This window comes from Rhizorhapis sp. SPR117 (genome assembly GCF_021742065.1).
This window is the reverse complement of record NZ_JAKKIE010000002.1, coordinates 13,208-34,019: the sequence shown is the minus strand read 5'-3', so window position 1 is coordinate 34,019 and position 20,812 is coordinate 13,208. Positions and strand designations below refer to the sequence as shown.

At 59.2% G+C, this 20,812-nt stretch carries 20 protein-coding genes, 1 other RNA gene and 1 pseudogene; 10 read left to right on the top strand and 12 right to left on the bottom strand.

The genetic code is table 11. The annotated features are described in order from the left end of the window. Positions 1 to 59: 59 nt before the first annotated feature. The 3 genes from L3X40_RS01005 to ffs all read right to left on the bottom strand — a co-directional run bounded on the left by L3X40_RS01005 (position 60) and on the right by ffs (position 2,345). On the bottom strand, positions 60 to 383 hold the full coding sequence (locus L3X40_RS01005; protein WP_237363917.1) for a YbaB/EbfC family nucleoid-associated protein: 324 nt from the start codon (positions 381 to 383) through the stop codon (positions 60 to 62). Further along, a complete protein-coding gene (locus L3X40_RS01000) occupies positions 380 to 2,062 on the bottom strand; it encodes a DNA polymerase III subunit gamma/tau (RefSeq protein WP_237363915.1) in 1,683 nt (560 codons plus the stop codon). Before L3X40_RS01000 ends, L3X40_RS01005 begins: the two co-directional genes overlap by 4 nt. Positions 2,063 to 2,249: 187 nt before the next feature. Then, an RNA gene (gene ffs / locus L3X40_RS00995) (signal recognition particle sRNA small type) lies at positions 2,250 to 2,345 on the bottom strand. 118 nt (positions 2,346 to 2,463) lie between these two features. Between ffs and ccmC the strand changes: the two genes are divergently transcribed. The 9 genes from ccmC to L3X40_RS00950 all read left to right on the top strand — a co-directional run bounded on the left by ccmC (position 2,464) and on the right by L3X40_RS00950 (position 10,236). After that, on the top strand, positions 2,464 to 3,195 hold the full coding sequence (gene ccmC, locus L3X40_RS00990; RefSeq protein WP_237363913.1) for a heme ABC transporter permease CcmC: 732 nt from the start codon (positions 2,464 to 2,466) through the stop codon (positions 3,193 to 3,195). Between the two features lie 5 nt (positions 3,196 to 3,200). After that, positions 3,201 to 3,332, top strand: a complete 132-nt coding sequence (locus L3X40_RS00985; RefSeq protein ID WP_237363911.1) for a heme exporter protein CcmD — start codon at positions 3,201 to 3,203, stop codon at positions 3,330 to 3,332. A 10-nt stretch (positions 3,333 to 3,342) separates the two neighbouring features. Continuing rightward, entirely contained in the window at positions 3,343 to 3,792 is a 450-nt protein-coding gene (gene ccmE / locus L3X40_RS00980) for a cytochrome c maturation protein CcmE (RefSeq protein WP_237363910.1), read from the top strand. Next, entirely contained in the window at positions 3,789 to 5,717 is a 1,929-nt protein-coding gene (locus L3X40_RS00975; protein WP_237363908.1) for a heme lyase CcmF/NrfE family subunit, read from the top strand. The genes ccmE and L3X40_RS00975 overlap by 4 nt, the downstream gene beginning before the upstream one ends. Beyond that, the gene (locus L3X40_RS00970; protein WP_237363907.1) at positions 5,714 to 6,241 is read left to right on the top strand and encodes a redoxin family protein; all 528 of its coding nucleotides are present in this window, start codon (positions 5,714 to 5,716) and stop codon (positions 6,239 to 6,241) included. The genes L3X40_RS00975 and L3X40_RS00970 overlap by 4 nt, the downstream gene beginning before the upstream one ends. Beyond that, complete coding sequence (locus L3X40_RS00965; protein WP_237363905.1) at positions 6,238 to 6,660, top strand: cytochrome c-type biogenesis protein; 423 nt, start codon at positions 6,238 to 6,240, stop codon at positions 6,658 to 6,660. Before L3X40_RS00970 ends, L3X40_RS00965 begins: the two co-directional genes overlap by 4 nt. Further along, on the top strand, positions 6,657 to 7,325 hold the full coding sequence (locus L3X40_RS00960; protein ID WP_237363903.1) for a tetratricopeptide repeat protein: 669 nt from the start codon (positions 6,657 to 6,659) through the stop codon (positions 7,323 to 7,325). Before L3X40_RS00965 ends, L3X40_RS00960 begins: the two co-directional genes overlap by 4 nt. A 129-nt stretch (positions 7,326 to 7,454) precedes the next feature. Beyond that, positions 7,455 to 9,395, top strand: coding sequence for a potassium transporter Kup (locus tag L3X40_RS00955; RefSeq protein ID WP_445177138.1), 1,941 nt, complete (start codon positions 7,455 to 7,457; stop codon positions 9,393 to 9,395). 112 nt (positions 9,396 to 9,507) lie between these two features. Continuing rightward, positions 9,508 to 10,236: a dienelactone hydrolase family protein gene (locus L3X40_RS00950; RefSeq protein ID WP_237363901.1), complete on the top strand. Its 729-nt coding sequence runs from the start codon at positions 9,508 to 9,510 to the stop codon at positions 10,234 to 10,236. Between the two features lie 125 nt (positions 10,237 to 10,361). On the opposite strand, the gene L3X40_RS00945 is transcribed toward L3X40_RS00950, so the two are convergent. The 9 genes and pseudogenes from L3X40_RS00945 to miaA all read right to left on the bottom strand — a co-directional run bounded on the left by L3X40_RS00945 (position 10,362) and on the right by miaA (position 19,886). Continuing rightward, positions 10,362 to 11,567: a DUF445 domain-containing protein gene (locus L3X40_RS00945; protein WP_445177137.1), complete on the bottom strand. Its 1,206-nt coding sequence runs from the start codon at positions 11,565 to 11,567 to the stop codon at positions 10,362 to 10,364. Between the two features lie 165 nt (positions 11,568 to 11,732). Further along, a pseudogene (locus L3X40_RS00940) lies at positions 11,733 to 12,236 on the bottom strand (NAD(P)H-dependent flavin oxidoreductase); the annotation flags it as partial. A gap of 86 nt (positions 12,237 to 12,322) precedes the next feature. Then, the gene (gene leuA, locus L3X40_RS00935; RefSeq protein WP_237363897.1) at positions 12,323 to 14,005 is read right to left on the bottom strand and encodes a 2-isopropylmalate synthase; all 1,683 of its coding nucleotides are present in this window, start codon (positions 14,003 to 14,005) and stop codon (positions 12,323 to 12,325) included. A 262-nt stretch (positions 14,006 to 14,267) separates the two neighbouring features. Then, the gene (locus tag L3X40_RS00930; protein ID WP_237363895.1) at positions 14,268 to 14,891 is read right to left on the bottom strand and encodes a YceI family protein; all 624 of its coding nucleotides are present in this window, start codon (positions 14,889 to 14,891) and stop codon (positions 14,268 to 14,270) included. 104 nt (positions 14,892 to 14,995) lie between these two features. After that, positions 14,996 to 16,015, bottom strand: a complete 1,020-nt coding sequence (gene ilvC / locus L3X40_RS00925; RefSeq protein WP_237363893.1) for a ketol-acid reductoisomerase — start codon at positions 16,013 to 16,015, stop codon at positions 14,996 to 14,998. 228 nt (positions 16,016 to 16,243) lie between these two features. Continuing rightward, positions 16,244 to 16,759 carry an acetolactate synthase small subunit gene (ilvN, locus tag L3X40_RS00920; RefSeq protein ID WP_237363891.1) on the bottom strand — a complete coding sequence of 172 codons (516 nt, stop codon included), beginning with the start codon at positions 16,757 to 16,759 and terminating at the stop codon, positions 16,244 to 16,246. Beyond that, on the bottom strand, positions 16,759 to 17,085 hold the full coding sequence (locus L3X40_RS00915) for a hypothetical protein (RefSeq protein WP_237363889.1): 327 nt from the start codon (positions 17,083 to 17,085) through the stop codon (positions 16,759 to 16,761). Before L3X40_RS00915 ends, ilvN begins: the two co-directional genes overlap by 1 nt. After that, on the bottom strand, positions 17,082 to 18,827 hold the full coding sequence (locus tag L3X40_RS00910) for an acetolactate synthase 3 large subunit (RefSeq protein ID WP_237363887.1): 1,746 nt from the start codon (positions 18,825 to 18,827) through the stop codon (positions 17,082 to 17,084). Before L3X40_RS00910 ends, L3X40_RS00915 begins: the two co-directional genes overlap by 4 nt. Positions 18,828 to 18,929: 102 nt before the next feature. After that, on the bottom strand, positions 18,930 to 19,886 hold the full coding sequence (miaA, locus tag L3X40_RS00905) for a tRNA (adenosine(37)-N6)-dimethylallyltransferase MiaA (protein WP_237363885.1): 957 nt from the start codon (positions 19,884 to 19,886) through the stop codon (positions 18,930 to 18,932). Between miaA and serB the strand changes: the two genes are divergently transcribed. Next, positions 19,885 to 20,766, top strand: coding sequence for a phosphoserine phosphatase SerB (gene serB / locus L3X40_RS00900; protein ID WP_237363883.1), 882 nt, complete (start codon positions 19,885 to 19,887; stop codon positions 20,764 to 20,766). The two genes, miaA and serB, sit on opposite strands and share 2 nt — an antisense overlap. The last annotated feature ends 46 nt before the right edge of the window (positions 20,767 to 20,812 follow it).

Below are 20,812 nucleotides of genomic sequence, written 5' to 3'. Positions count from 1 at the left end.
CAATAATAGCTGGTCGCTTGCTGGCGAAGCAATCATCGCACCCCGGTGGGCCATGGCGTTCAAAAGGGTAGCTTGAAACCAGGCGGCAGGGGGATGCCCGACGTCATTTTGCTCATTTCCTGCTGGCTGACCTGATCCGCCTTTGTCCGCGCATCGTTGAAGGCGGCTGCGACCAGATCTTCAAGCATCTGCTTTTCGGAAGGTTGCATCAAGCTGTCGTCAATGGCTACGCCGGTGATGCTGCCCTTGGCCGTCGCACGCACGCGGACGAGGCCGCCGCCCGACACGCCCTCAACCTCCATCTTGTCCAGATTGGCCTGCGCCTTTTCAAGTTCGGCCTGGACATTTTTCGCCATACCCAGAATTTCGTCGAGATCCTTCATGCTGTCGCACTCCATTCGTCTTTTTCATCGATCGGCAGCAATTCCGCGTCCGGGAAGGCCGCCATGGCCGCTTTCACGACCGGGGTATCCAGAATTTCCTGCCGCGTCTGGACTTCTGCCGCCTGTTCCTGTTCCAGCAGGCTGGGTTCAGCAGGGCCATCACCCGTCACGACCCGCCAGTTCATGCCGGTCAAACTCTTGAGCACGTTCGCCGTATCCCGGTTGAATTCGGCAGACAAGGGCTGCACGGGGCGGATCACCAATTCGGGCGGAGCATAGCGCACAAGGCCGATATAATCATGCATCTGTTGCGCCAGATGCGGCTTGCCCCTGTCCCATAGCATGTCGATCAGGGCGCGGAAGCTTTCCGGTGCGCTGCTTTGCGGCGCGCTGCTTTCCGACGCATTGCTTTGCGGCGATGGCGTTGCCTGCGCCAGTGGCAGCGAGGGTTCGGCAAAGGGGGCTGCGCTTTCCGAAGGCTTTCCTGCAGACTGGATGGGCAGGTTGCCTCCTTCCTTCAGCAAGCGTGCCAGTTCGCCGGGGTCGGGAAGGCTGGCGGCGTGAACGGTACGCAGCAGCGCCATTTCGCAAGCTTCTATAGGCATGGCGGCGTTGGCCACTTCGTCATGACCCTTGAGCAGAAGCTGCCAAAGCCGATGCAGCGAAGCAAAACCCATCTGACTGGCCCAATCGGCCAGTATGGTGCGTTCTTCGGCCGATTTCATTGGATCATCGCCCCCGCGCCCAACCTTGGCCACGGTAACGGCGTGACATACTTCCAACAGCCCCCGCATCAGCGCCAGCGGTTCGACGCCCAGCATATGCTGTTCATGGACGGAGGCGAGCAATTGGGAGGCATTGCCTTCCAATATTTGTCCGAACAGCCGCCGTACCGCGCCCCTGTCGGACAAGCCGAGCATGTCGCGCACCTGCGCCGCCGTCACGCTGGAATCGCCCTCCATATCTGCATGGGCGATGGCCTGATCGAGGATCGAAAGGCCGTCGCGCACCGATCCTTCGGCGGCCAGCGCGATCAACGTCAGCGCTTCTTCTTCTGCCGTGATGCCTTCCTGACCAGCGACATCTGCAAAATGCGCGGCCAGCTTTTCAGCCGGGATGCGCCGCAGATCGAATCGCTGGCAGCGGGAAAGCACCGTTACCGGCACCTTGTTCACTTCGGTGGTGGCGAACAGGAATTTGATATGCGGGGGTGGTTCTTCCAGCGTTTTCAACAATGCATTGAAAGCATTCTTGGTCAGCATGTGAACTTCGTCGATGATGTAGACCTTGTAGCGCGCCGACACCGCCGAATAGCGCACCGCCTCAATGATTTCGCGGACGTCATCGACGCCGGTGTTGGAGGCGGCATCCATTTCGATTACGTCGATATGCCGGCCCTCGGCAATCGCCTTGCACGGTTCGCATACGCCGCAAGGGTCGATCGTCGGCCCGCCGGTTCCATCCGGTCCCACGCAATTCAGCGCCTTCGCGATCAGGCGAGCGGTCGATGTCTTGCCGACACCGCGCACGCCCGTCATCAGAAAAGCATGGGCCAGACGGTCGCGTTTGATCGCATTGCCCAGCGTCTGCACCATCGCATCCTGCCCGATCAGCTGCGAAAAGTTCTGCGGCCGGTATTTGCGCGCGAGCACGCGATAGGGCTGAGGGGAATCGGTCATGGTGCGGTTGTATCTATTCGATGGCAGCTTGTCGAAGGGTTGCGGCACCTTTCCTGCCCTCTCCTTTTGGAGAGGGGATCTCACCTGCCAGTCGGGCGGAACCCCACACCAAGTGCGGCTAGGCAGCGAGCTGCCAAGCCTTCCTATCCTCTCCCACTGGAGCGGGCTAAGTGGGGTACCTGTGGGGGAGGTAGGAGCCGGAACGACCCGCGGCGAATTCGTTGTGGCTGCTTCCGTCAGGACCTGACCAGGTTGGCGAGTACCGCGTCCGCCCGACTCCCGCGGGCCATATGGGGGATTTGGGATCAAGGTGCAAGAGAGGCGTTTTCTGTACGTCGATCCGGATTGCGGTAAAGTCCACTGGCTTTGCGGCGAACGCATCGCTAAAGAGCATGCCGAACATGCACGTTTTTGCCAATCCTACCCGGTTTTTGTCGATTGCCCGGCCATTGACCCCCTGGTTTTTCTGGGGCGGCTTGCTGTTGCTCCTGATCGGCATGGGAGCAGGCCTTTTCTATACGCCAGCCGACTATTTACAGGGCGAGAGCGTGAGAATTCTTTATATTCACGTCCCCGCCGCATGGCTGGGCATGGGCGGTTGGGCAGGCCTTGCCATTGCCAGCCTGATGCAGATCGTCTGGCGGCATCCACTGGCGGGAATCGCCGCGCGGGCCATTGCGGTGCCGGGCGCGGTATTTACTGCCATCTGCCTTGTCACCGGATCGATATGGGGGCGTCCAACCTGGGGCACATGGTGGGAATGGGACGGGCGGATGACCAGCATGCTGGTGTTGCTGTTTCTTTATCTGGGCTATATCGCGCTTGCCAATGCGAGCAGCGCCAACGACGCGGGCGGGCGCGGCGGCGTCAGCCGGGTGACCGCTGTTTTCGGCCTGGTCGGGGCGATCAACCTGCCGATCATCAACCGCTCGGTGGTGTGGTGGAACAGCCTGCATCAAGGACCCAGTATTACCTTGAAGGGCTCGACCATCGACAGCTCAATGCTGTGGCCGCTCGGTTTCACGGTTCTGGGCTTCAGTTTTCTGTTCGGTGCTGTCGTGTTGATGCGGATGCGGGCTTTGCTGGCGCAAACCAAGGTGGAGGCGCGGCTGCAAAGGCTGGCGCGGGGGTAAGCGACATGAACCACTGGCCATATATTATTGCGGCCTACGCATTGACCTTTGCAGGGACGGCTGGCCTGTGCGTGTGGGCCTATGTCTCGATGCGTCGTGCGGAACGCCGTGCGGCCGAACTCACGCGGGAACGGTGAGGAGATGGCAATGAAGGCGAAGCATCAACGATTGATCCTCGTTCTTGTGGCACTGGCGGCGCTGGTCGGTGCGGGTTTGCTCGCTGCGTCTGCCTTGCGTGATGAAGCCGCCTATTTCTACGCGCCCAACGATGTGAAGACCAGGGGTGTCGAGCCGGGCAAGGCGGTCCGTCTGGGCGGCATGGTCGTCGAGGGCAGCCTGAAACGTCTGGCCGATGGGGTTACGATCCGGTTTGACGTGACCGATGGCAAAGCGACCGTCCCCGCCACGTTCAACGGCATTGCACCGGACCTGTTCAAAGAGGGATCGGGCGTGATTGCCGAGGGCGCGTTCGATACCAAAGGCGTGTTTGTTGCGACCAATTTGCTCGCCAAGCATGACGAACGGTACATGCCGCGTGAACTGGAAGGCATGAAATATAACGAAACGACGCATGAGGTGGAGGCCGTGACACAATGATCGCTGAAGCCGGTCTTGCCGCATTGTGGCTGGCCGCCGCGCTGGCGGCATTGCAATTTGCCCTTGTCTGGGCGGGTGTTTCGGCGCGCAAGGATGAACTGCTGTCTGCGGTTCGCCCGGTCGCGGTGGTGCAGGGGCTGCTCTGCGCTCTCGCCTTTGCCTTGCTCATCATGCTGTTCGTGCGATCCGACATGTCGGTCAAGCTGGTGATGATGAACAGTCATTCGCTGAAACCCATGTTGTATAAAATCGCCGGAACATGGGGCAATCACGAAGGATCGATGCTGCTTTGGGTCACGGTCATGGGCTTGGCAGGCGGCGCGGTGGCGTTGTTCGAACGCAGTTTGCGGCGCGATACCCATATGGCGACATTGGGCGCGCAGGCGGTCATCAGCCTTGGTTTTTATGCCTTTCTGCTGTTTTCGTCCAACCCGTTCGAGCGTTTGAATCCGCCGGCGCAGGATGGGCAAGGGCTTAATCCGCTGTTGCAGGACCCGGGGCTCGCCTTTCACCCACCGACGTTATATTTCGGTTATGTCGGGCTTTCCGTGGCCTTTTCCTTTGCCGTCGGCGCGCTGATAACGCGCAATGTCGATTCGGCCTTTGCCCGCGCGATGCGGCCATGGGTGCTGGCGGCATGGATATTCCTGACATTGGGCATCACGGCGGGCAGCTACTGGGCCTATTACGAGCTTGGCTGGGGTGGCTGGTGGTTCTGGGACCCGGTCGAAAATGCTTCACTGATGCCCTGGCTGGCGGCAACCGCGCTGCTGCACAGTGTGACGGTACTGGCGACGCGCGATGGCTTGCGCGCCTGGACAGTCATGCTGGCGGTGGTGGCGTTTTCGATGTCGATGGTCGGCACTTTTCTGGTCCGTTCGGGCATCCTGACCAGCGTTCATGCCTTTGCCGTCGATCCGGAACGCGGCAGCTTCATCCTGGCACTGCTCACGCTTTACATCGGCGGCGCACTGGCATTGTTCGCCTTGCGCATTGGTTCGGTGCGAGAAGGCAAACAGTTTGAAGCGGTAAGCCGTGAAGGCGCGCTGGTCGTCAATAATTTACTCTTTTCCGCCATTTTGGGCGTCGTGCTGGTCGGTACGCTTTATCCGCTGGCGGTCGAGGCGGTGACGGGCGAGAAATTGTCGGTCGGGCCGCCCTATTTCAACAGCGCGGCGGGACCATTGGCGTTGATGCTGATGGTCGTCATGGCCGCTGGCCCCGTAACGCGCTGGCAAAAGGACCGCATCATGGTGGTGGGCAAGCGGCTCGCTATTCCGGTCATTGTGACGGTCGTCGCGCTGGCCGCGATCCTGATCCTGTTCGCCGGACGCATTGGTATCTTGCCGCTGCTGGGCCTTACGTTAGCCTTTGGTGTTGGTGTCGCCAGTGTCGCGCCGTTGTGGAAGCGGAACCTTCGCCGCACGCCCCTGTTCACATATGGCATGGTGATCGCGCATCTGGGCGCGGCGGTCAGTGTGGCTGGCATGGCATCGGAAAGCGCGTTCAATCAGGAAAAGCTGATCGCTGCTCGCCCCGGCGATAGTGTTCAGATTGCCGACTGGACAGTAAAATTCGACAGCGTCTCGCCAATTGCAGGCCCTAATTGGACGGCGCTGGAGGGTGTGCTTCTGGCCAGTCGCGGCAATGCCGGGCCGGTCGAAATGAAGCCGCAGGCGCGCTTTTTCTCATCGCCACCAACGCCGACGAACGAGTCGGCCATTCTCACCCGCTGGGATGGGCAGCTTTACGTCGTGCTGGGGGAGCAGGTGGACCCGGGTCGCTGGCAATTGCGGATCTGGTGGAAGCCCTTTGTGGTGCTGATCTGGGCAGGCGGCATCATGATCGCTTTAGGTGGCGCGCTGGCGCTGGTCGGGCGTGTGCGGCGCTCCTGGGTGGCGGCGTTCCGAAAGGCCTATGCATGAAGCATCTGCTGCTATGGGTGCCGCTTGCGCTGTTCGGCTTGTTCTTTGCAGTCGTGCTGTCGGGCATCATCAAGCCCACCGACAAGACGATTCAATCGCGTTTGATCGGCAAACCGCTTCCGGTCTTCGCACTGCCTGCTGCCGTTCCCGAACGCGCGGGTCTGGCCAGTACGGAATTTCAGAAGGGGCAGCCGCGCCTCCTCAATATCTTCGCCAGCTGGTGTGTGCCCTGCGCCGCCGAAGCGCCGCAGCTTGCGGCATTGAAGCAGGCGGGCGCCCCGATTGACGCCATCGCCATCCGCGACAGTCGGGAGGACCTTGACCGTTTCCTTGCCCGCTGGGGCAATCCCTATGCCCGCATCGGTTCGGATGTGGACAGCAGCGTGCAGATCGCGCTTGGGTCAGCGGGTGTACCTGAGACTTTTGTCGTCAACGGCAAGGGGATCATCACATACCAGCATATCGGCGAAATTCGTGAAGAGGATGTGCCGATGCTGCTCGGCAAGTTGCGGGAGGCGCTATGAAATATGTTCTGGCGCTGCTTTGCGCCCTGATCGCAATGCCGCTTGCCGCGCAGACGGCGCTGCCGCCCGCACCCTATGCCGACCGACAGCTCGACGACCCCAGGCTGGAGACGGAGGCGAAATCGCTGATGGAAACCATTCGCTGCCTTGTCTGCCAAAGCCAGTCGATCGCGGACAGCGATGCCAGCATGGCAGGAGACATGCGCTCGCAGATCCGTATGCGTATATTGGCGGGGGAAAAACCCGAAGATATCCGCCATTGGCTGGTTGAACGCTATGGCGAGTGGGTGACCTATGCGCCGCCGGTGGAGCCATTGACCTGGCCGCTATGGGGCGCGCCCATCATCCTTGTCGCGGTTGGTCTGTGGCTGATGCGTGGGCGGTTCAAACGGCATAAACGAGGGAATGGCGAATCATGAACGGCTGGATCATCGCTGTTATATTCGCGGTTCTGGCGGGCGCTGCCATCATCCGCCTTGGCCGGACTCCACGCGCGGCATGGGAACTGGTTGCCGCCGCCCTCCTTATTGGCCTTGCAGGCTATGCCTGGCAAGGCAGCCCATCGCAGGCAGGTGCGCCGTTACAGGCTGCGAGGCAGGATAATGCATTTGACGAAGACGTTGCAAAATTGCGCAAGGTCATGGGCGAACGTTTCAGCCAGGCGGGGCAATGGCTGATCCTGTCCGACGCTCTGAACCGGCAGGGCAAGAGCGCGGATGCCGCCAATGTATTGCGAGTCGGCCTGCGCCAATATCCGAATGATGCCAATCTTTGGCTTGGCCTGGGCAATGCGCTGATGATCCATGGTAACAGCATATTGTCACCCGCTGCTGAGTTCGCCTTCCGCAAGGCAATGGCATTGGCGCCTGAACAGCCTGCGCCATCCTATTTCTTTGGCTTGGCGCTGGCCCAGTCCGGGCAGCCGCAACAGGCGGAGAAAATCTGGCGTGACTTGTTGGGCCGCGCGCCCGCCGACGCCGAGTGGCGCGCCGATGTTGAAGGCAATCTGGCGATATTGGACCGTGCGCTGGGCGGTCGTTCCACGCAAGCGTCCGAAAATGGAACAGCCGGTGCGGAACAATGACGCCGTGCCAGCATTTGTTGCACCGCACCAACGAGCATGCTAGGGCGCGCGCTCATTGCCGGAGGATAAGCGCGATTGCGCATCTGACGGGGGCGCAAAGAGCGAATATGACGCTGGAAACCTTGTAGAATGGCAGATGCTCCATCTGATGCGGCGACAGGGGCGCAGGCAGACGATTCTCTGCCCATGGCTTCGGGTCATCACGGACATGACGAGAAAGCGGTATTGAAGCTTGCTGTTGGTGCCATCGGCATCGTCTTTGGCGATATCGGCACCAGTCCGCTTTATGCATTCCGCGAAACATTTGCCGGACATCACAAGCTGACGATGGACCCCGATCACATATTGGGCGTGGTCAGCCTGATGTTCTGGTCGATGATGCTGGTGGTGACGCTGAAATATGTCACGATCATCATGCGGGCCGACAACAAAGGCGAGGGGGGCAGTCTTGCGCTGCTTGCCCTGATCAGCGGACGAACCAAGACGCAGCGATGGTCGCGCGGCATCATCATGCTGGGGGTATTCGCGACCTCGCTATTCTATGGCGACAGCATGATTACGCCCGCCGTGTCGGTACTGTCGGCGGTGGAGGGTCTTGCGGTCGTCAATCCGGCGCTGAGCAACCTGATCGTGCCGATCGCCGTTGTGATCCTGGTCGGCCTGTTCGCGATCCAGCGCGGCGGCACTCATCGCGTGGCGGCGCTGTTCGGGCCGATCATGATGACCTATTTCCTGTGCATATCGGTGCTGGGCCTCATCAGCATATGGTACACGCCGGGCATTTTATATGCGTTCAATCCCTATTGGGCGGTGAAATTCTTCATGATCGACAGCATGGCGGCCTTTCTGGCGCTGGGTTCGGTCGTGCTGGCGGTGACGGGGGCAGAGGCGCTTTATGCCGATATGGGGCATTTCGGGCGCAAGCCGATCCGGGTATCTTGGCTGTTCTTTGTGCTGCCCGCGCTGATGATGAACTATATGGGGCAGGGCGCATTGCTGTTCCGCGAAGGCATAACGGCACTCGACAGCCCGTTCTATAATCTTGCGCCGGTATGGTTCCAGTTGCCGCTGGTCGGCATTGCGACCATGGCCGCGATCATCGCCAGTCAAGCCGTGATTTCCGGGGCTTTTTCGGTGACGCAACAGGCGATTCAGCTTGGTTTCATGCCCCGCCTGCGCATTGCGCATACCAGCGCATCGACCGCCGGCCAGATTTATATTCCCCTCGTCAACTGGGGATTGATGATCATGGTCATCCTGCTGGTGCTCACTTTCCAGAACTCGTCGAGCCTGACATCGGCCTATGGCATTGCCGTGACCGGGGCGATGCTGATCGACACCGTGTTGTTGACCGTTCTGATCCTGCGCCTGTGGAAATGGCATCCACTGTGGGCGGGCCTGCTGCTCAGCATTTTCTATATCGTCGATGGCGCCTATTTCGCCGCGAACATGACCAAGATACCCGATGGCGGCTGGTTCCCGCTGCTTGTCGGCCTCATTATCTTCACGCTGCTCACCACATGGTCAAAGGGGCGCAAGCTGATGATGGACAGGATGCGCGAAGCCGCCATGCCGATCCCGATCTTTGTCGCGTCAGCCGCCAACAGCGCCGTGCGCGTACCCGGCACGGCGGTGTTCATGACATCGACACCCGAAGGCGTGCCTCATGCGCTGCTCCACAACCTCAAACATAACAAGGTGCTGCACGAACGGGTGATCCTGCTCACCGTCAAGATTGTCGATGAGCCGTTTGTGGATGAAAATGTGCGTTGCAAACTGGAGGATCTGGGCCGCGGTTTCTTCCGCCTTGTCCTGAAATACGGCTTCATGCAGGAACCCGATGTGCCGGCGGCGCTCAGGGACGTGACGGGATGCGGCGCGGAATTCAAGATGATGGAAACCAGCTTCTTCCTCGCGCGGCAAACGCTGCTGCCTTCGGCCCGGCCCGGCATGCCGATCTGGCGCGAAAAAATCTTTGCCTGGATGCTGCGCAACGCGGAAAGCGCGATGGAATTTTTCCGCCTCCCCACCAACCGCGTTGTTGAACTGGGCAGTCAGGTAGAGATATAACCCTGCCCACTTTCCGGAAGTGTGAATGCGTAAGAGGGTTATCGGCCTTTGTCACTTTTTGGATGACTGATTTGCTGTAGTTATGCCCAATCCGCAAAAGAGGTATTGAAACATGGGGCTAAAAATAGAGCAGTTGCGCTACGAGGCTGACGGTTTGTCAATGTTGGGTCACCTTGCTTGGGATGACGCGCTTGATCAACCCAGACCGGCTGTTTTGGTTTTTCCAGAGGCGTTTGGTCTCGGTGAGCATGCAAAAGAGAGAGCGGAAAGACTCGCAACCGAATTTGGCTTTGTAGCACTTGCTTGTGACCTTCACGGAAACGGCGAGACGATAGAGTCCCTTGACGAGGTAATGCCGCTCATAACGCCTCTACGGACATCTTCAGACAAAGTTCGCGATCGAGTTTGCCGTCCGCTGGAAGTGCTTGCCGTCCGGCCAGAGGTGGACGCGGGCCGCATGGCTGCAATTGGCTTCTGCTTTGGTGGTACCATGTCCTATGAGCTTGCTCTTGCTGGAGCAGATATAAAGGCAGCGATCGGCTTTCACAGTGGGCTTGAGGTGACGTCCCCTCAAGATAGCGGACAAATAAAGGGCAAGATCATGGCGCTGATTGGTGCGGATGATCCGGGTATCACGTCCGAGCAGCGTGCAGCGTTCGAGACCATGCTTCGAACCGGCGGTGTTGACTGGCAGATGCACTTATATGGAGGTGTAGTCCATAGCTTCACCAGTCCTGAAGCAGACTTGCGGGGAATGCCTGATTTTCTGCGTTATGACGCAGTTGCTGATGATCGATCGTGGAAGCACATGGCGCTGCTCTTGAATGAAGTTTTTCAGTGAGCTTTGGCAGCTGATTCTCACGAGAGCAGACCAAAGAAGCGGAAAAGTCGATCGCTGCGCTGGTATCATATGGGGCCACATAGATAGCCCCAGATTCCTCTCCCAAAGGCCGGATCGCGGTTGACTTACCCCAACACATCAACAGTATGGATAGCAACACCGACAAGGCCGCCGACCAGTGTGCCGTTGACGCGGATATATTGCAGGTCGCGGCCAACGGCGTTTTCCAGGCGGTCGGTGATTGTCTTGGCATCCCAGGCGCGCACGGTTTCGCTCACCAGTTTGACGATGCCGTCGCCATAGCTGGCGGTTGCGCCAACGGCTGTGCGACGGACAAAGCGGTTTATCATGAAGCGCAACCGGGGGACGTTTTGCACGGTCTCTCCCAGTTGTCGCAGTGCTTCGCCCAGACGGCCGGCCATGGCGCCTTCGGGATCACGAGCGGCACGCAGCAGGCTTGCCCGCGCTTGTTCCCATAGACCATCGATCCAGCGCTGCATGGCGGGATTGTCGATCAACTCGTCACGAATGCGCGCTATACGGGCATGCATGTCGGGGGAATGCTGCAAGTCCGATGCGAGCTTTTCCAGTCCCTCTTCCGCCTTGGCGCGCAGGGGATGGGCCGGGTCCTCCGCCATTTCGGCCAGCAGTTTGTGCAATCCATCGATGATCGCGTTGGCCAGATTTTCGTCCAATCCGGTCCAGCGCAGCACCTTGCCTGATTTATCATGCACCATTTCCCGGATCAGCTGCTCATTGGCCTCCAATGTCTTTGCCGCCCATTTGGCGATCCCATCGAGCAGCGGCAGGTGCCGACCGTCCTTCATCGCCGCCTCCAGCGCCTGACCCAGCAAGGGCGAGAGGTTGAGCGCATGCAACCGCTGACGAAACGCGGCCTTTGCCATGCCGCCCAACTGGTCCTGATCAAGCGATTCCAACATATCGGCGACCAGTCGCGACGCGCCGTGTCTCAGGCGGCCATTGCCAATGGCGGGGGATGCAAGAAAACGCCCGGCCGCAGAGGCAACATCCACGCGACGCATCCGGCGGGCGACGACGGCGGGAGTCAGAAAATTGTCGCGCAGGAACAGGGCCAGTGTTTCGCCGATCCTGTCCTTGTTGCGGGGAATGATCGCCGTGTGTGGGATGGGCAGCCCCAGCGGATGACGGAACAGGGCGGTCACGGCAAACCAGTCGGCAAGGCCGCCGACCATGGCCGCTTCGGCAAAGGCGCGGATGAAACCGACGGCGGGGTGCAGTCCCTCCTGACTGCGCGCGGCAATATAGATGGCGGCCATCAACAGCAGCAGGCCAGTTGCGACCATACGCATGTTGCGCGCCCCGCTTTGCGGTACGGCCGTAGCACCGGGGTGCCGAAGATAAGCGATCTTCATCAGGACGAAACGAACAGGGTGGCCAAAATATGCACAAGGAAAAGCATAACAGAAGCTTGACGGCATATGCCAGTATTTAGGCGCTGTTCCCTTTATGGTGGGTCAGCCCCACTTTTGCATCAACTCTGCTTTTGCCGTCGCATATTCCGCTTTCAGACGTTCTACACGTTCGGCCACACTTTCGATCATGTCTACCGCGCCTATGCCCTGACCAGATCCCCATATGTCTTTCCATGCTTTTGCAGCCTGATTGCCGCCCGATCCGAAATCCATTCTGGACGGGTCGCTTTGCGGCAGGTCGGCCGGGTCAAGGCCCGCCTGCTCAATGGATTGACGCAGGTAGTTGCCGTGTATGCCAGTGAAAAGATTGGAATAAACAATGTCCGACGACTGCGCTTCGACAATCGTGTCCTTGTAGTCCTTGGGCGCGTTGGCCTCTGTCGTGGCGATGAAGGCGGAACCGATATAGCCAAGGTCCGCGCCCATGGCTTGCGCGGCCAGGATCGAACGGCCACAGGCAATTGCGCCTGACAACGCCACCGGGCCATCGAACCAGCTGCGGATTTCCTGCATCAGCGCGAAGGGTGAAATCGTTCCCGCATGCCCCCTGCAACGGGGATCAGGCCATTTCGCGCAGGCCGCCAGGCGAACGGCAACTGAAGGTGTAATGCTCCAACTCCGCCCGTCCAGCCCTAATTGACGCGCGCGGCAAGGCCGTTGGCGGCGGACAGGATCGCCTGCACCGATGCCGTAGCGACATCGACGTCCATGCCCACGCCAAAAACTTTCCGGCCATCGGGGGTTTTGCATTCGACATACGCCGCGGCCTGCACGTCGGAGCCGCAACCAATGGCATGCTCGCTATAATCCTCGACCTCCAGATCAATGCCGCAATTGTCGCGCAGCGCGGCCAATACCGAGGAAAGGAGGCCGTTGCCGCGCCCGCTGACTGTCTGTTCCTCGCCATTCAAGGCGATTTTGCCGACGAACAACCGGTTGCCGCCCGCATGCGGCTGGTGACTTTCCTGATAGTCGATCAGCTTGAAGGGTTGGTCCGATCCAAGGCAATAATAGCCCTCAAAAGCGGTCCAGATGTCGGCGGCCACCAGTTCACGGCTGGTTTTGTCGGCCAAATCCTGAACAACCCGGCTGAAATCCGCTTGCATCCGTTTGGGCAGCTTCAGGCCCTTGTCCTGTTGCAGGACCCAGGCGACGCCGCCCTTGCCCGACTGCGAATTGACGCGGATCACTGCTTCATAGGAACAGCCGATGTCCGCAGGGTCGATGGGCAGATAGGGCACATCCCAGATTTCGTCATTGCGGGTTTCCTGCGCGGCAAAGCCCTTTTTGATCGCATCCTGATGGGACCCGGAAAAGGCCGTGAACACCAGCTCGCCAGCATAGGGATGCCGTGGATGAACGGGCAACTGGTTGCAGTAAGTGACGGTCTGGACGATCTCCTCCATGTCGGAAAAATCCAGATCAGGCCGCACGCCCTGCGTGTAGAGATTGAGGCCCAAAGTCACCAGATCGACATTGCCTGTCCGCTCGCCGTTGCCGAACAGGCAGCCTTCGACCCGGTCGGCGCCCGCCATCAGACCCAATTCGGCAGCAGCCACGCCGGTGCCCCGGTCATTATGCGGGTGCAGGCTGATGACCACGGATTCGCGGTTGCTGATATGACGGCCAAACCATTCGATTTGATCGGCATAGATATTGGGGGTTGCCGCCTCTACCGTTGCAGGCAGATTGAAGATGATTGGCCTTTCGGGTGTCGGGCGCAAAATCTCCATGACGGCCTCGCAGCATTCCAGGCTGAAATCCAGTTCGGCGGTGGAAAAGGTTTCGGGCGAATATTCGAAATGCCAGTCGGTATCAGGCTGCTTGCCTGCTTCATCGCGGATGATTTTGGCCGCATTGATGGCGATTTGCTTGATGTCGCTGCGATCCATGCCGAACACGATTCGCCGCCATGCAGGGGATACGGCGTTATAGACATGGACAATCGCCTGTTTTGCGCCCTTCAGGCTTTCGAAGCTGCGTTCGATAAGGTCGCGGCGGGCCTGTGTCAGTACCTGGATGATGACATCGTCGGGGATGTGGCCGGATTGGACAAGACCGCTGATGAAATCGAATTCGGTTGCGCCTGCGGACGGGAAACCGACTTCGATTTCCTTGATACCGATCTTTACCAGCATGTCGAAAAAGCGGGTCTTCTTTTCCGTGTCCATGGGATCGATCAGCGCCTGATTACCATCGCGCATGTCGGTGCTGAGCCAACGCGGAGCCTTTGTAATCGTGCGGCCGGGCCATTGACGGTCGGGCAAATCGACCTGTGGGAAAGGGCGGTATTTGACGGATGGGTCCTGCAACATGTCTCTTCGACTTCTCTTCAATTCAGCCGCGTACCGGTCATCCGGACAGCGTGGCTTTCTGTTTCAATGTGAAGCTATTGGCCCTTAGGCGGTGTATGCTGGCAACGCAAAGCTTGCAGCACAAATGACACGCCTAAGGGCGTGTAAGTCGTAGCAGACGAAGAGAATATATGTTTGCACTCGACATGATGCGGTTCTTTAGGCGCGATTCATGCATAAAGTCCACAAATTTTATGTTTCTCCGGTCAAAGGACCGTCCAGGTCACCCTTGCTTTTCGAATGCTATCACAATCGACAGGCCGACATTATCCGATACCAGCGGGATATATTTGTCGATGCCGAAATCGCTGCGCTTGATGGCTGTGGCGCCGGAAAAGCCGATATTGAGCTTCTTCGACATGGGTTGAATACCAGCACCGGTAAATTCCGCATCAAGCGTGACGGGCTTGGTCACGCCATGCAATGTCAGGTTTCCGGTGATTTCGGCGGTGGTGCCGTCCACCTTGATGCTGGTCGATTCGAATTTGGCGGTCGGAAATTGCGCTATATCCAGAAAATCGGGGCCATGAACATGCTCATTGAGTTCGGTGGAGGTGGTGTACATCTCCTTGACCGGGATTTCGACTGACAGGCTGGCTTTTTCCGGATGCGCAGGGTCGATGGTCATGCTGCCCGTTGCGGAACCAAACAGGCCGACATAATTGCTGAAACCCAAATGGTTGACGGTGAAAGCGACCTGCGTATGTTCGGGATCAACGGCGTAGGTGCCCGCCTGCACGCGGGCAGGGTCAGGCGCGCCGGGCAAGGGCGGGGCATCCTGGGCGACGACCGGGCCAAGAGCGAGAGTCGCAAGGACAAGAGCGGCAGGGGCCAGATATTTACGCATGGGACGGTCTCCTCTGGAGCGAAATGTTTCGGGGGCCGGCGCAATATTAAGCGACACCCCCGAAATGTTCCAGTCCCGAAAAGATAAACGATCCGTTTTGCGGATCAGTTCTTATCCTTGTCCACCAGCTTGTTTGCACCGATCCAGGGCATCATGGCGCGAAGCTGCGCCCCGGTCTGTTCGATCGGATGGGCGGCGGCCAGCTTGCGGCTGGCCTTCAATTCAGGCTGACCCGCGCGGTTGTCGAGGATGAAACGCTTGACGAAGCGACCCGACTGAATGTCGGCGAGCACGCGCTTCATTTCCGCCTTGGTTTCGTCCGTGATGATGCGTGGACCGGTGTGAATATCGCCATATTCTGCGGTGTTGCTGATCGAATAACGCATGTTGGCGATGCCGCCTTCATACATCAGATCGACGATCAGCTTCACTTCGTGCAGGCACTCGAAATAGGCCATTTCGGGGGCATAGCCAGCTTCGGTCAATGTCTCGAAGCCTGCCTGAATCAGATGGGTGAGGCCACCACACAGCACGGCTTGCTCACCGAACAGGTCGGTTTCGCATTCTTCGCGGAATGTCGTTTCAATTACGCCGGAACGGCCACCACCGACGGCTGATGCATAGGACAGCGCCACATCCTGCGCATTGCCGGTCGAATCCTGCGCAATGGCGATCAGGCAGGGAACGCCGCCGCCGCGCACATATTCGCTGCGAACGGTATGGCCGGGACCCTTGGGTGCGATCATGAACACGTCAAGGTCGGCGCGCGGCTCGATCAGGCCGAAATGGACATTCAGGCCATGGGCGAAGGCGAGGGCGGCACCCTGCTTCATATTGGCGTGCAAGTCATCGGCATAGATCGCAGCCTGATGCTCATCGGGAGCCAGAATCATGACGATGTCGGCCCAGGCTGCGGCCTCGGCATTGCTCATCACCTTGAAGCCGGCGTCTTCGGCTTTTTTCGCGGTGGCCGAACCGGCACGCAGGGCAATGGCGACTTCGCTAACGCCGGAATCGCGCAGGTTTTGCGCATGGGCATGGCCCTGGCTGCCGTAGCCGACAATGGCGATCTTCTTGCCCTTGATCAGGCCGATGTCCGCATCACGATCATAATAAACACGCATTTTGAATTCTTCCTTCAACTCGCTCTATCCAGCCCTCCCCCGCGTCAGGGGGGAGGATACGAAATCTTAGTCCGGTATAGCCGGACTTAGATAAAGTTGGAGAGGGGTCGAGCGAGCCGTCGGCTCGCGCGCTTCCTTCAGAAGCACACCCCCTCTCCCAGCTACGACTATGCGGCTTAGCCGCCAAGTCTTCGCATCCCTCTCCCCCAAGGGGGCGAGGGTAATGTGTTACGCCGCATCCTTGCCGCGGGTAATGCCGACGACGCCGGTTCGGGCGACTTCGACCAGACCGACCTGACGCATCAGATTGACGAAGGTGTCGACCTTGTCCGATCCGCCGGTAATTTCGAAAATAAAGCTCTCTATAGTCGCATCGACCACGCGGGCGCGATAGACGTCGGCGAGGCGTAGTGCCTCGATCCGCTGGTCGCCATGGCCCGCGACCTTCACCAGCGCCAGTTCGCGCTCCACATAAGGACCGTTTTCCGTCAGGTCAGTGACCTTGTGAACCGGCACCAGCCGATCAAGCTGTGCAATGATCTGGTCGATGACGCGTGGTGGACCATTGGTAACGATGGTGATGCGGCTGATCTTATGGTCTTCGGTAATATCCGCGACCGTGAGACTTTCGATATTATAGCCGCGCGCGGTGAACATGCCTGCGATACGCGCCAATATACCCGCTTCGTTGGCGACCGTCAGAGTCAGGACGTGACGCTCGATCAATTCTTCCTTGATATGCATTATTTATCTTCCTCACGCGGGAGGGACAGCATGGCGGTCAGGGCATAGTGCCAATCACCATTCTGGCGGTGCGCGATCCGCACGGGGAAACCGACGACGGCATCAAATACCCGGCGCAAATGTTCGCCGACATAGCGCGGCTCGATCAGGATCGTGCGATAGCGCTTGTCATGGAATTCGAAACTGTCGTCCAGGGTCACTTCCCATTCCTCATTTTCTTCGTCGGCATGATCGATGGTCCAGCCGGTGAGTTCATTTGTGCCGTTCAGGCGTTCGAAATCCCACGGCTCTGTCACATGAATGCGGAGCCGCAGGTGCTGGGTCATACGAGTGCCTTTGCCTCATCGTCCATCGTGCCGGACACTTCCGTATCACCCAGGATCATATCCGTATGCGCCGCACCGGACGGGATCATGGGGAAGCAGTTGGAAAGCTTTGCAACCCGGCAATCGACGAGCACAGGCCCCTTGGTGTCGATCATCTGGGCGATGCCTGCGTCAAGTTCCTGTGGCCCTTCGATCCGGATGCCGGTCCAGCCATAGGCTTCCGCCAATTTGACGAAATCAGGCAACGAATCGGAATAGCTTTCCGAATAGCGACTTGCGTAGGTCAGTTCCTGCCACTGGCGGACCATGCCCATATATTCATTGTTCAGGATGAAAATCTTGACCGGCAGGCGATATTGGGTCGCGGTGCCCAGCTCCTGAATATTCATCTGGATGGAGGCGTCGCCGGCAATGTCGATGACCAGCGCATCGGGATTGCCAAGCTGCGCGCCGATGGCAGCTGGAAAGCCATAGCCCATGGTGCCAAGACCACCGCTGGTCAGCCATTTGTTCGGATCGTCGAAGTGGAAATGCTGCGCAGCCCACATCTGGTGCTGGCCGACTTCCGTCGTGATGATCGGGTTCCGGCCCTTCGTTGCTTCATAAAGCGCGGCGATCGCCCGTTGCGGCATGATTTCAGGTCCGGCTTCGAGGAAATCCAGCGACCGGCGGGCGCGCCATCCTTCGATCCGGTTCCACCATTCGGTTTGATCGGTCGCTTTGTGACCATTGGCCTTCCACAGTGCGATCATGTCGGCCATCACGCCGCCAACGTCGCCGATGACGGGCAAGTCCACAACGACATTCTTGTTGACTGAGCTGCGATCTATATCGACGTGAATTTTCTTGCTTTCGGGCGAGAAGGCATCCAGCCGCCCCGTAACGCGATCATCAAAGCGCGCGCCCAGGCAGAGGATCAGATCCGCCCGGTTCATCGCCATATTGGCTTCATAGGTGCCATGCATGCCCAACATGCCCAGCCATTGCGGGGAAGAGGCCGGAAAGGCGCCAAGGCCCATCAGCGTTGTCGTGACCGGTGCGCCCGTCAGCGCGGCAAGTTCACGCAGCAGCTTGCTGGCTTCCGGGCCGCTGTTGATGATGCCGCCGCCCGTATAAAGGATCGGGCGTTGCGCTTTGGCCAGCATTGCAACCGCCTTTGCGATGTCTGCGCTGGGCGCCTTCACTTGCGGGCGATAGCTGACATGGCGGATTTCGCCGGGATGGTCATAAGGCGCGGTTGCGACCTGAACATCCTTTGGAATATCAACGACGACCGGGCCGGGGCGGCCTGACGTGGCGATATGAAAGGCCTCATGGATGATGTGGCCCAGCTTGGCCGGGTCCTTCACCAGATAATTATGCTTGGTGCAATGACGCGTCAGGCCGACGGTGTCGGCTTCCTGAAAGGCATCGGTGCCGATCAGGTGGGTTGCAACCTGACCAGTGATGACGACCATCGGGATGCTGTCCATCAGCGCGTCCGTGATGCCGGTAATCGCATTGGTCGCGCCGGGGCCGGAGGTGACGAGCACAACTCCGGGCTTTCCCGTTGAGCGGGCATAGCCTTCTGCCGCATGGGTTGCCGCCTGTTCATGGCGAACCAGTATGTGTTTGACCTTCGGGTGGTTGTACAGCGCGTCGTAAATAGGCAGCACCGCGCCGCCCGGATACCCGAACACCGTATCGACATCCAGATCGATCAGCGCCTGAACCAATATGTCCGCGCCGCTCAATTCGGCCACTCAAACCTCCTGCAAAATATAGTACGTCGCGCCTTGCTGCAGAGCAGCCGGAAAGGCAAGGTGCAGGCCTCTATTTATAATAAAATGCCTTGTCAACCCACGTCATTGTAATTTTATTACTAATTCATCGAGTTTTTTGTTATCAATCTCATCATTGTGACGGGGCCATTCCTCGGGGGGCTGATGGGTGAACCAGGTATATTGGCGCTTGGCATATTGGCGCGTGGCGGTTTGCCCCAGCGTGACCATGTCTTCCCGGCTGATGTCGCCGCGACGCCATGATGCAATCTCACGCACGCCAATGGCGCGCATGACCGGCAAGTCGGCCCGCAAATTCCGCGCCATCAGTTGCTCGACTTCCTCAATCGCACCCCGGTCCAGCATCTGTTCAAACCGTCTATCGCATCGCTCAAGCAGCCAGGGACGGGGCGGGAGCAGCAGGACCGAGCGCAGGTCGATCCGATCCGCGATCCCGCCCTCCATATGCGCATGCCACCATCCCAGCGGCTTGCCGGTCGAGCGGACCACCTCCAGCGCCCGTGCGATCCGGCTGCTATCGGCGGGCGCAATCCGGGCGGCGCTTACCGGATCTTCCCGTTGCAAAGCGGTATAGGCCGCTTCGACCGGCAGGGCGCGTACATCCATCCTGATGTCGGGCTCAATCTCTGGCACTGGCGCAATTCCATCCAGCAGCGTGCGGATGTAAAGTCCCGTGCCGCCCACCAGTACCGGCAGTCGCCCGGCTTCCAGCGCATCATCAATTTCTCGTTTTGCATCCGCTGCCCAGCGCGCCGCCGAACAGGCCTGTGTTCCATCGATAGTGCCGAACAAGCGGTGTGGGACCGCCGCCATTTCTTCCACCGATGGGCGCGCGGACAGGATGGCCAGGTCGGCATATACCTGGCTTGCGTCTGCATTGATGATGACCGCATCCTGCCGTCGTGCCAGAGCCAGCGCCAAAGCGCTCTTGCCGCTGGCGGTCGGTCCGGCAATAAGCGCGACAGCCGGATGGTCGCGGGTGTGCTGATTCTGGCGAGAAAGGAATTTGGGACTGCTCATGTTCGTTGCGACCATAGTGGCAAGAAATGTTTTGCGGCAGGGGGATATTTCCGCCGCGCGCGACCAGTTGTCCGCCGCAGGATGCAAACCGGGCGAAGCACGCGATATTGATGCCGGCAAGGCGGCCGACCTGATGTTTGCAGCCAATCCCGAAGAAGCGCGCCAGACGCTGCAAGGCATGGCGGATGGGATCGATGTGATCGTTCAGCCGCTTGGCATCCGGGAAAAGAAGCTGTTGGTGGCCGACATGGATTCGACCATGATCACGGTCGAATGTATTGATGAACTGGCCGACTATGCGGGCATCAAGCCGCAGATTGCGGAAGTCACCGAACGCGCCATGCGTGGTGAACTGGACTTTGCCGAGGCATTGCGCAGTCGCGTCGCCTTGCTGAAGGGCATGGAAGATAGCGTCATCGATCTGTGTCGGACCGAACGGGTGCGGATCATGCCGGGGGCACGGGCGCTGGTGCGCACCATGGCTGCGCGTGGGGCAAAGACCATACTTGTGTCGGGCGGTTTTACCCGCTTTGCCGAACCAGTGGCGCAGGATATCGGTTTTGGCCGGGTGGTTGCCAACATATTGGAAATTGAGGATTCACGGCTGACCGGCACTGTGAAACTGCCGATCGTCGATGCGCAGACAAAGCGTGATGAACTGGAACATGCCCTTGTCAGCCACGGCATCGCACGCGAATTCACCATGGCGGTCGGCGATGGCGCCAACGACATATTGATGATGCAAGCCGCAGGGCTGGGCGTTGCCTATCATGCCAAACAAAAGGCACGCGAAGCCGCCGATGCGGAAATCGTCCATGGCGATTTGAGCGTGCTGCTTTATGCGCAGGGCATTGGTCGGCGGGAATGGGCTGTGGAATAGGGATTGATGAGGCTCTTCACCCATTCTTAATTCGTCATTCCCGCGT

Excerpts from the sequence above, each read along its gene's own strand:
- L3X40_RS00975 (WP_237363908.1), top strand. The coding sequence starts at position 3,789 with ATGATCGCTGAAGCCGGTCTTGCCGCATTGTGGCTGGCCGCCGCGCTG.
- L3X40_RS00970 (WP_237363907.1), top strand. The coding sequence starts at position 5,714 with ATGAAGCATCTGCTGCTATGGGTGCCGCTTGCGCTGTTCGGCTTGTTC.
- ilvC (WP_237363893.1), bottom strand. The coding sequence starts at position 16,015 with ATGCGTGTTTATTATGATCGTGATGCGGACATCGGCCTGATCAAGGGC.
- L3X40_RS00930 (WP_237363895.1), bottom strand. The coding sequence starts at position 14,891 with ATGCGTAAATATCTGGCCCCTGCCGCTCTTGTCCTTGCGACTCTCGCT.
- ccmE (WP_237363910.1), top strand. The coding sequence starts at position 3,343 with ATGAAGGCGAAGCATCAACGATTGATCCTCGTTCTTGTGGCACTGGCG.
- serB (WP_237363883.1), top strand. The coding sequence starts at position 19,885 with ATGTTCGTTGCGACCATAGTGGCAAGAAATGTTTTGCGGCAGGGGGAT.
- leuA (WP_237363897.1), bottom strand. The coding sequence starts at position 14,005 with ATGTTGCAGGACCCATCCGTCAAATACCGCCCTTTCCCACAGGTCGAT.
- L3X40_RS00915 (WP_237363889.1), bottom strand. The coding sequence starts at position 17,085 with ATGACCCAGCACCTGCGGCTCCGCATTCATGTGACAGAGCCGTGGGAT.
- ilvN (WP_237363891.1), bottom strand. The coding sequence starts at position 16,759 with ATGCATATCAAGGAAGAATTGATCGAGCGTCACGTCCTGACTCTGACG.
- L3X40_RS01000 (WP_237363915.1), bottom strand. The coding sequence starts at position 2,062 with ATGACCGATTCCCCTCAGCCCTATCGCGTGCTCGCGCGCAAATACCGG.
- L3X40_RS01005 (WP_237363917.1), bottom strand. The coding sequence starts at position 383 with ATGAAGGATCTCGACGAAATTCTGGGTATGGCGAAAAATGTCCAGGCC.
- miaA (WP_237363885.1), bottom strand. The coding sequence starts at position 19,886 with ATGAGCAGTCCCAAATTCCTTTCTCGCCAGAATCAGCACACCCGCGAC.
- L3X40_RS00985 (WP_237363911.1), top strand. The coding sequence starts at position 3,201 with ATGAACCACTGGCCATATATTATTGCGGCCTACGCATTGACCTTTGCA.
- L3X40_RS00960 (WP_237363903.1), top strand. The coding sequence starts at position 6,657 with ATGAACGGCTGGATCATCGCTGTTATATTCGCGGTTCTGGCGGGCGCT.
- L3X40_RS00950 (WP_237363901.1), top strand. The coding sequence starts at position 9,508 with ATGGGGCTAAAAATAGAGCAGTTGCGCTACGAGGCTGACGGTTTGTCA.
- L3X40_RS00945 (WP_445177137.1), bottom strand. The coding sequence starts at position 11,567 with ATGCGTATGGTCGCAACTGGCCTGCTGCTGTTGATGGCCGCCATCTAT.
- L3X40_RS00955 (WP_445177138.1), top strand. The coding sequence starts at position 7,455 with ATGGCAGATGCTCCATCTGATGCGGCGACAGGGGCGCAGGCAGACGAT.
- L3X40_RS00965 (WP_237363905.1), top strand. The coding sequence starts at position 6,238 with ATGAAATATGTTCTGGCGCTGCTTTGCGCCCTGATCGCAATGCCGCTT.
- ccmC (WP_237363913.1), top strand. The coding sequence starts at position 2,464 with ATGCACGTTTTTGCCAATCCTACCCGGTTTTTGTCGATTGCCCGGCCA.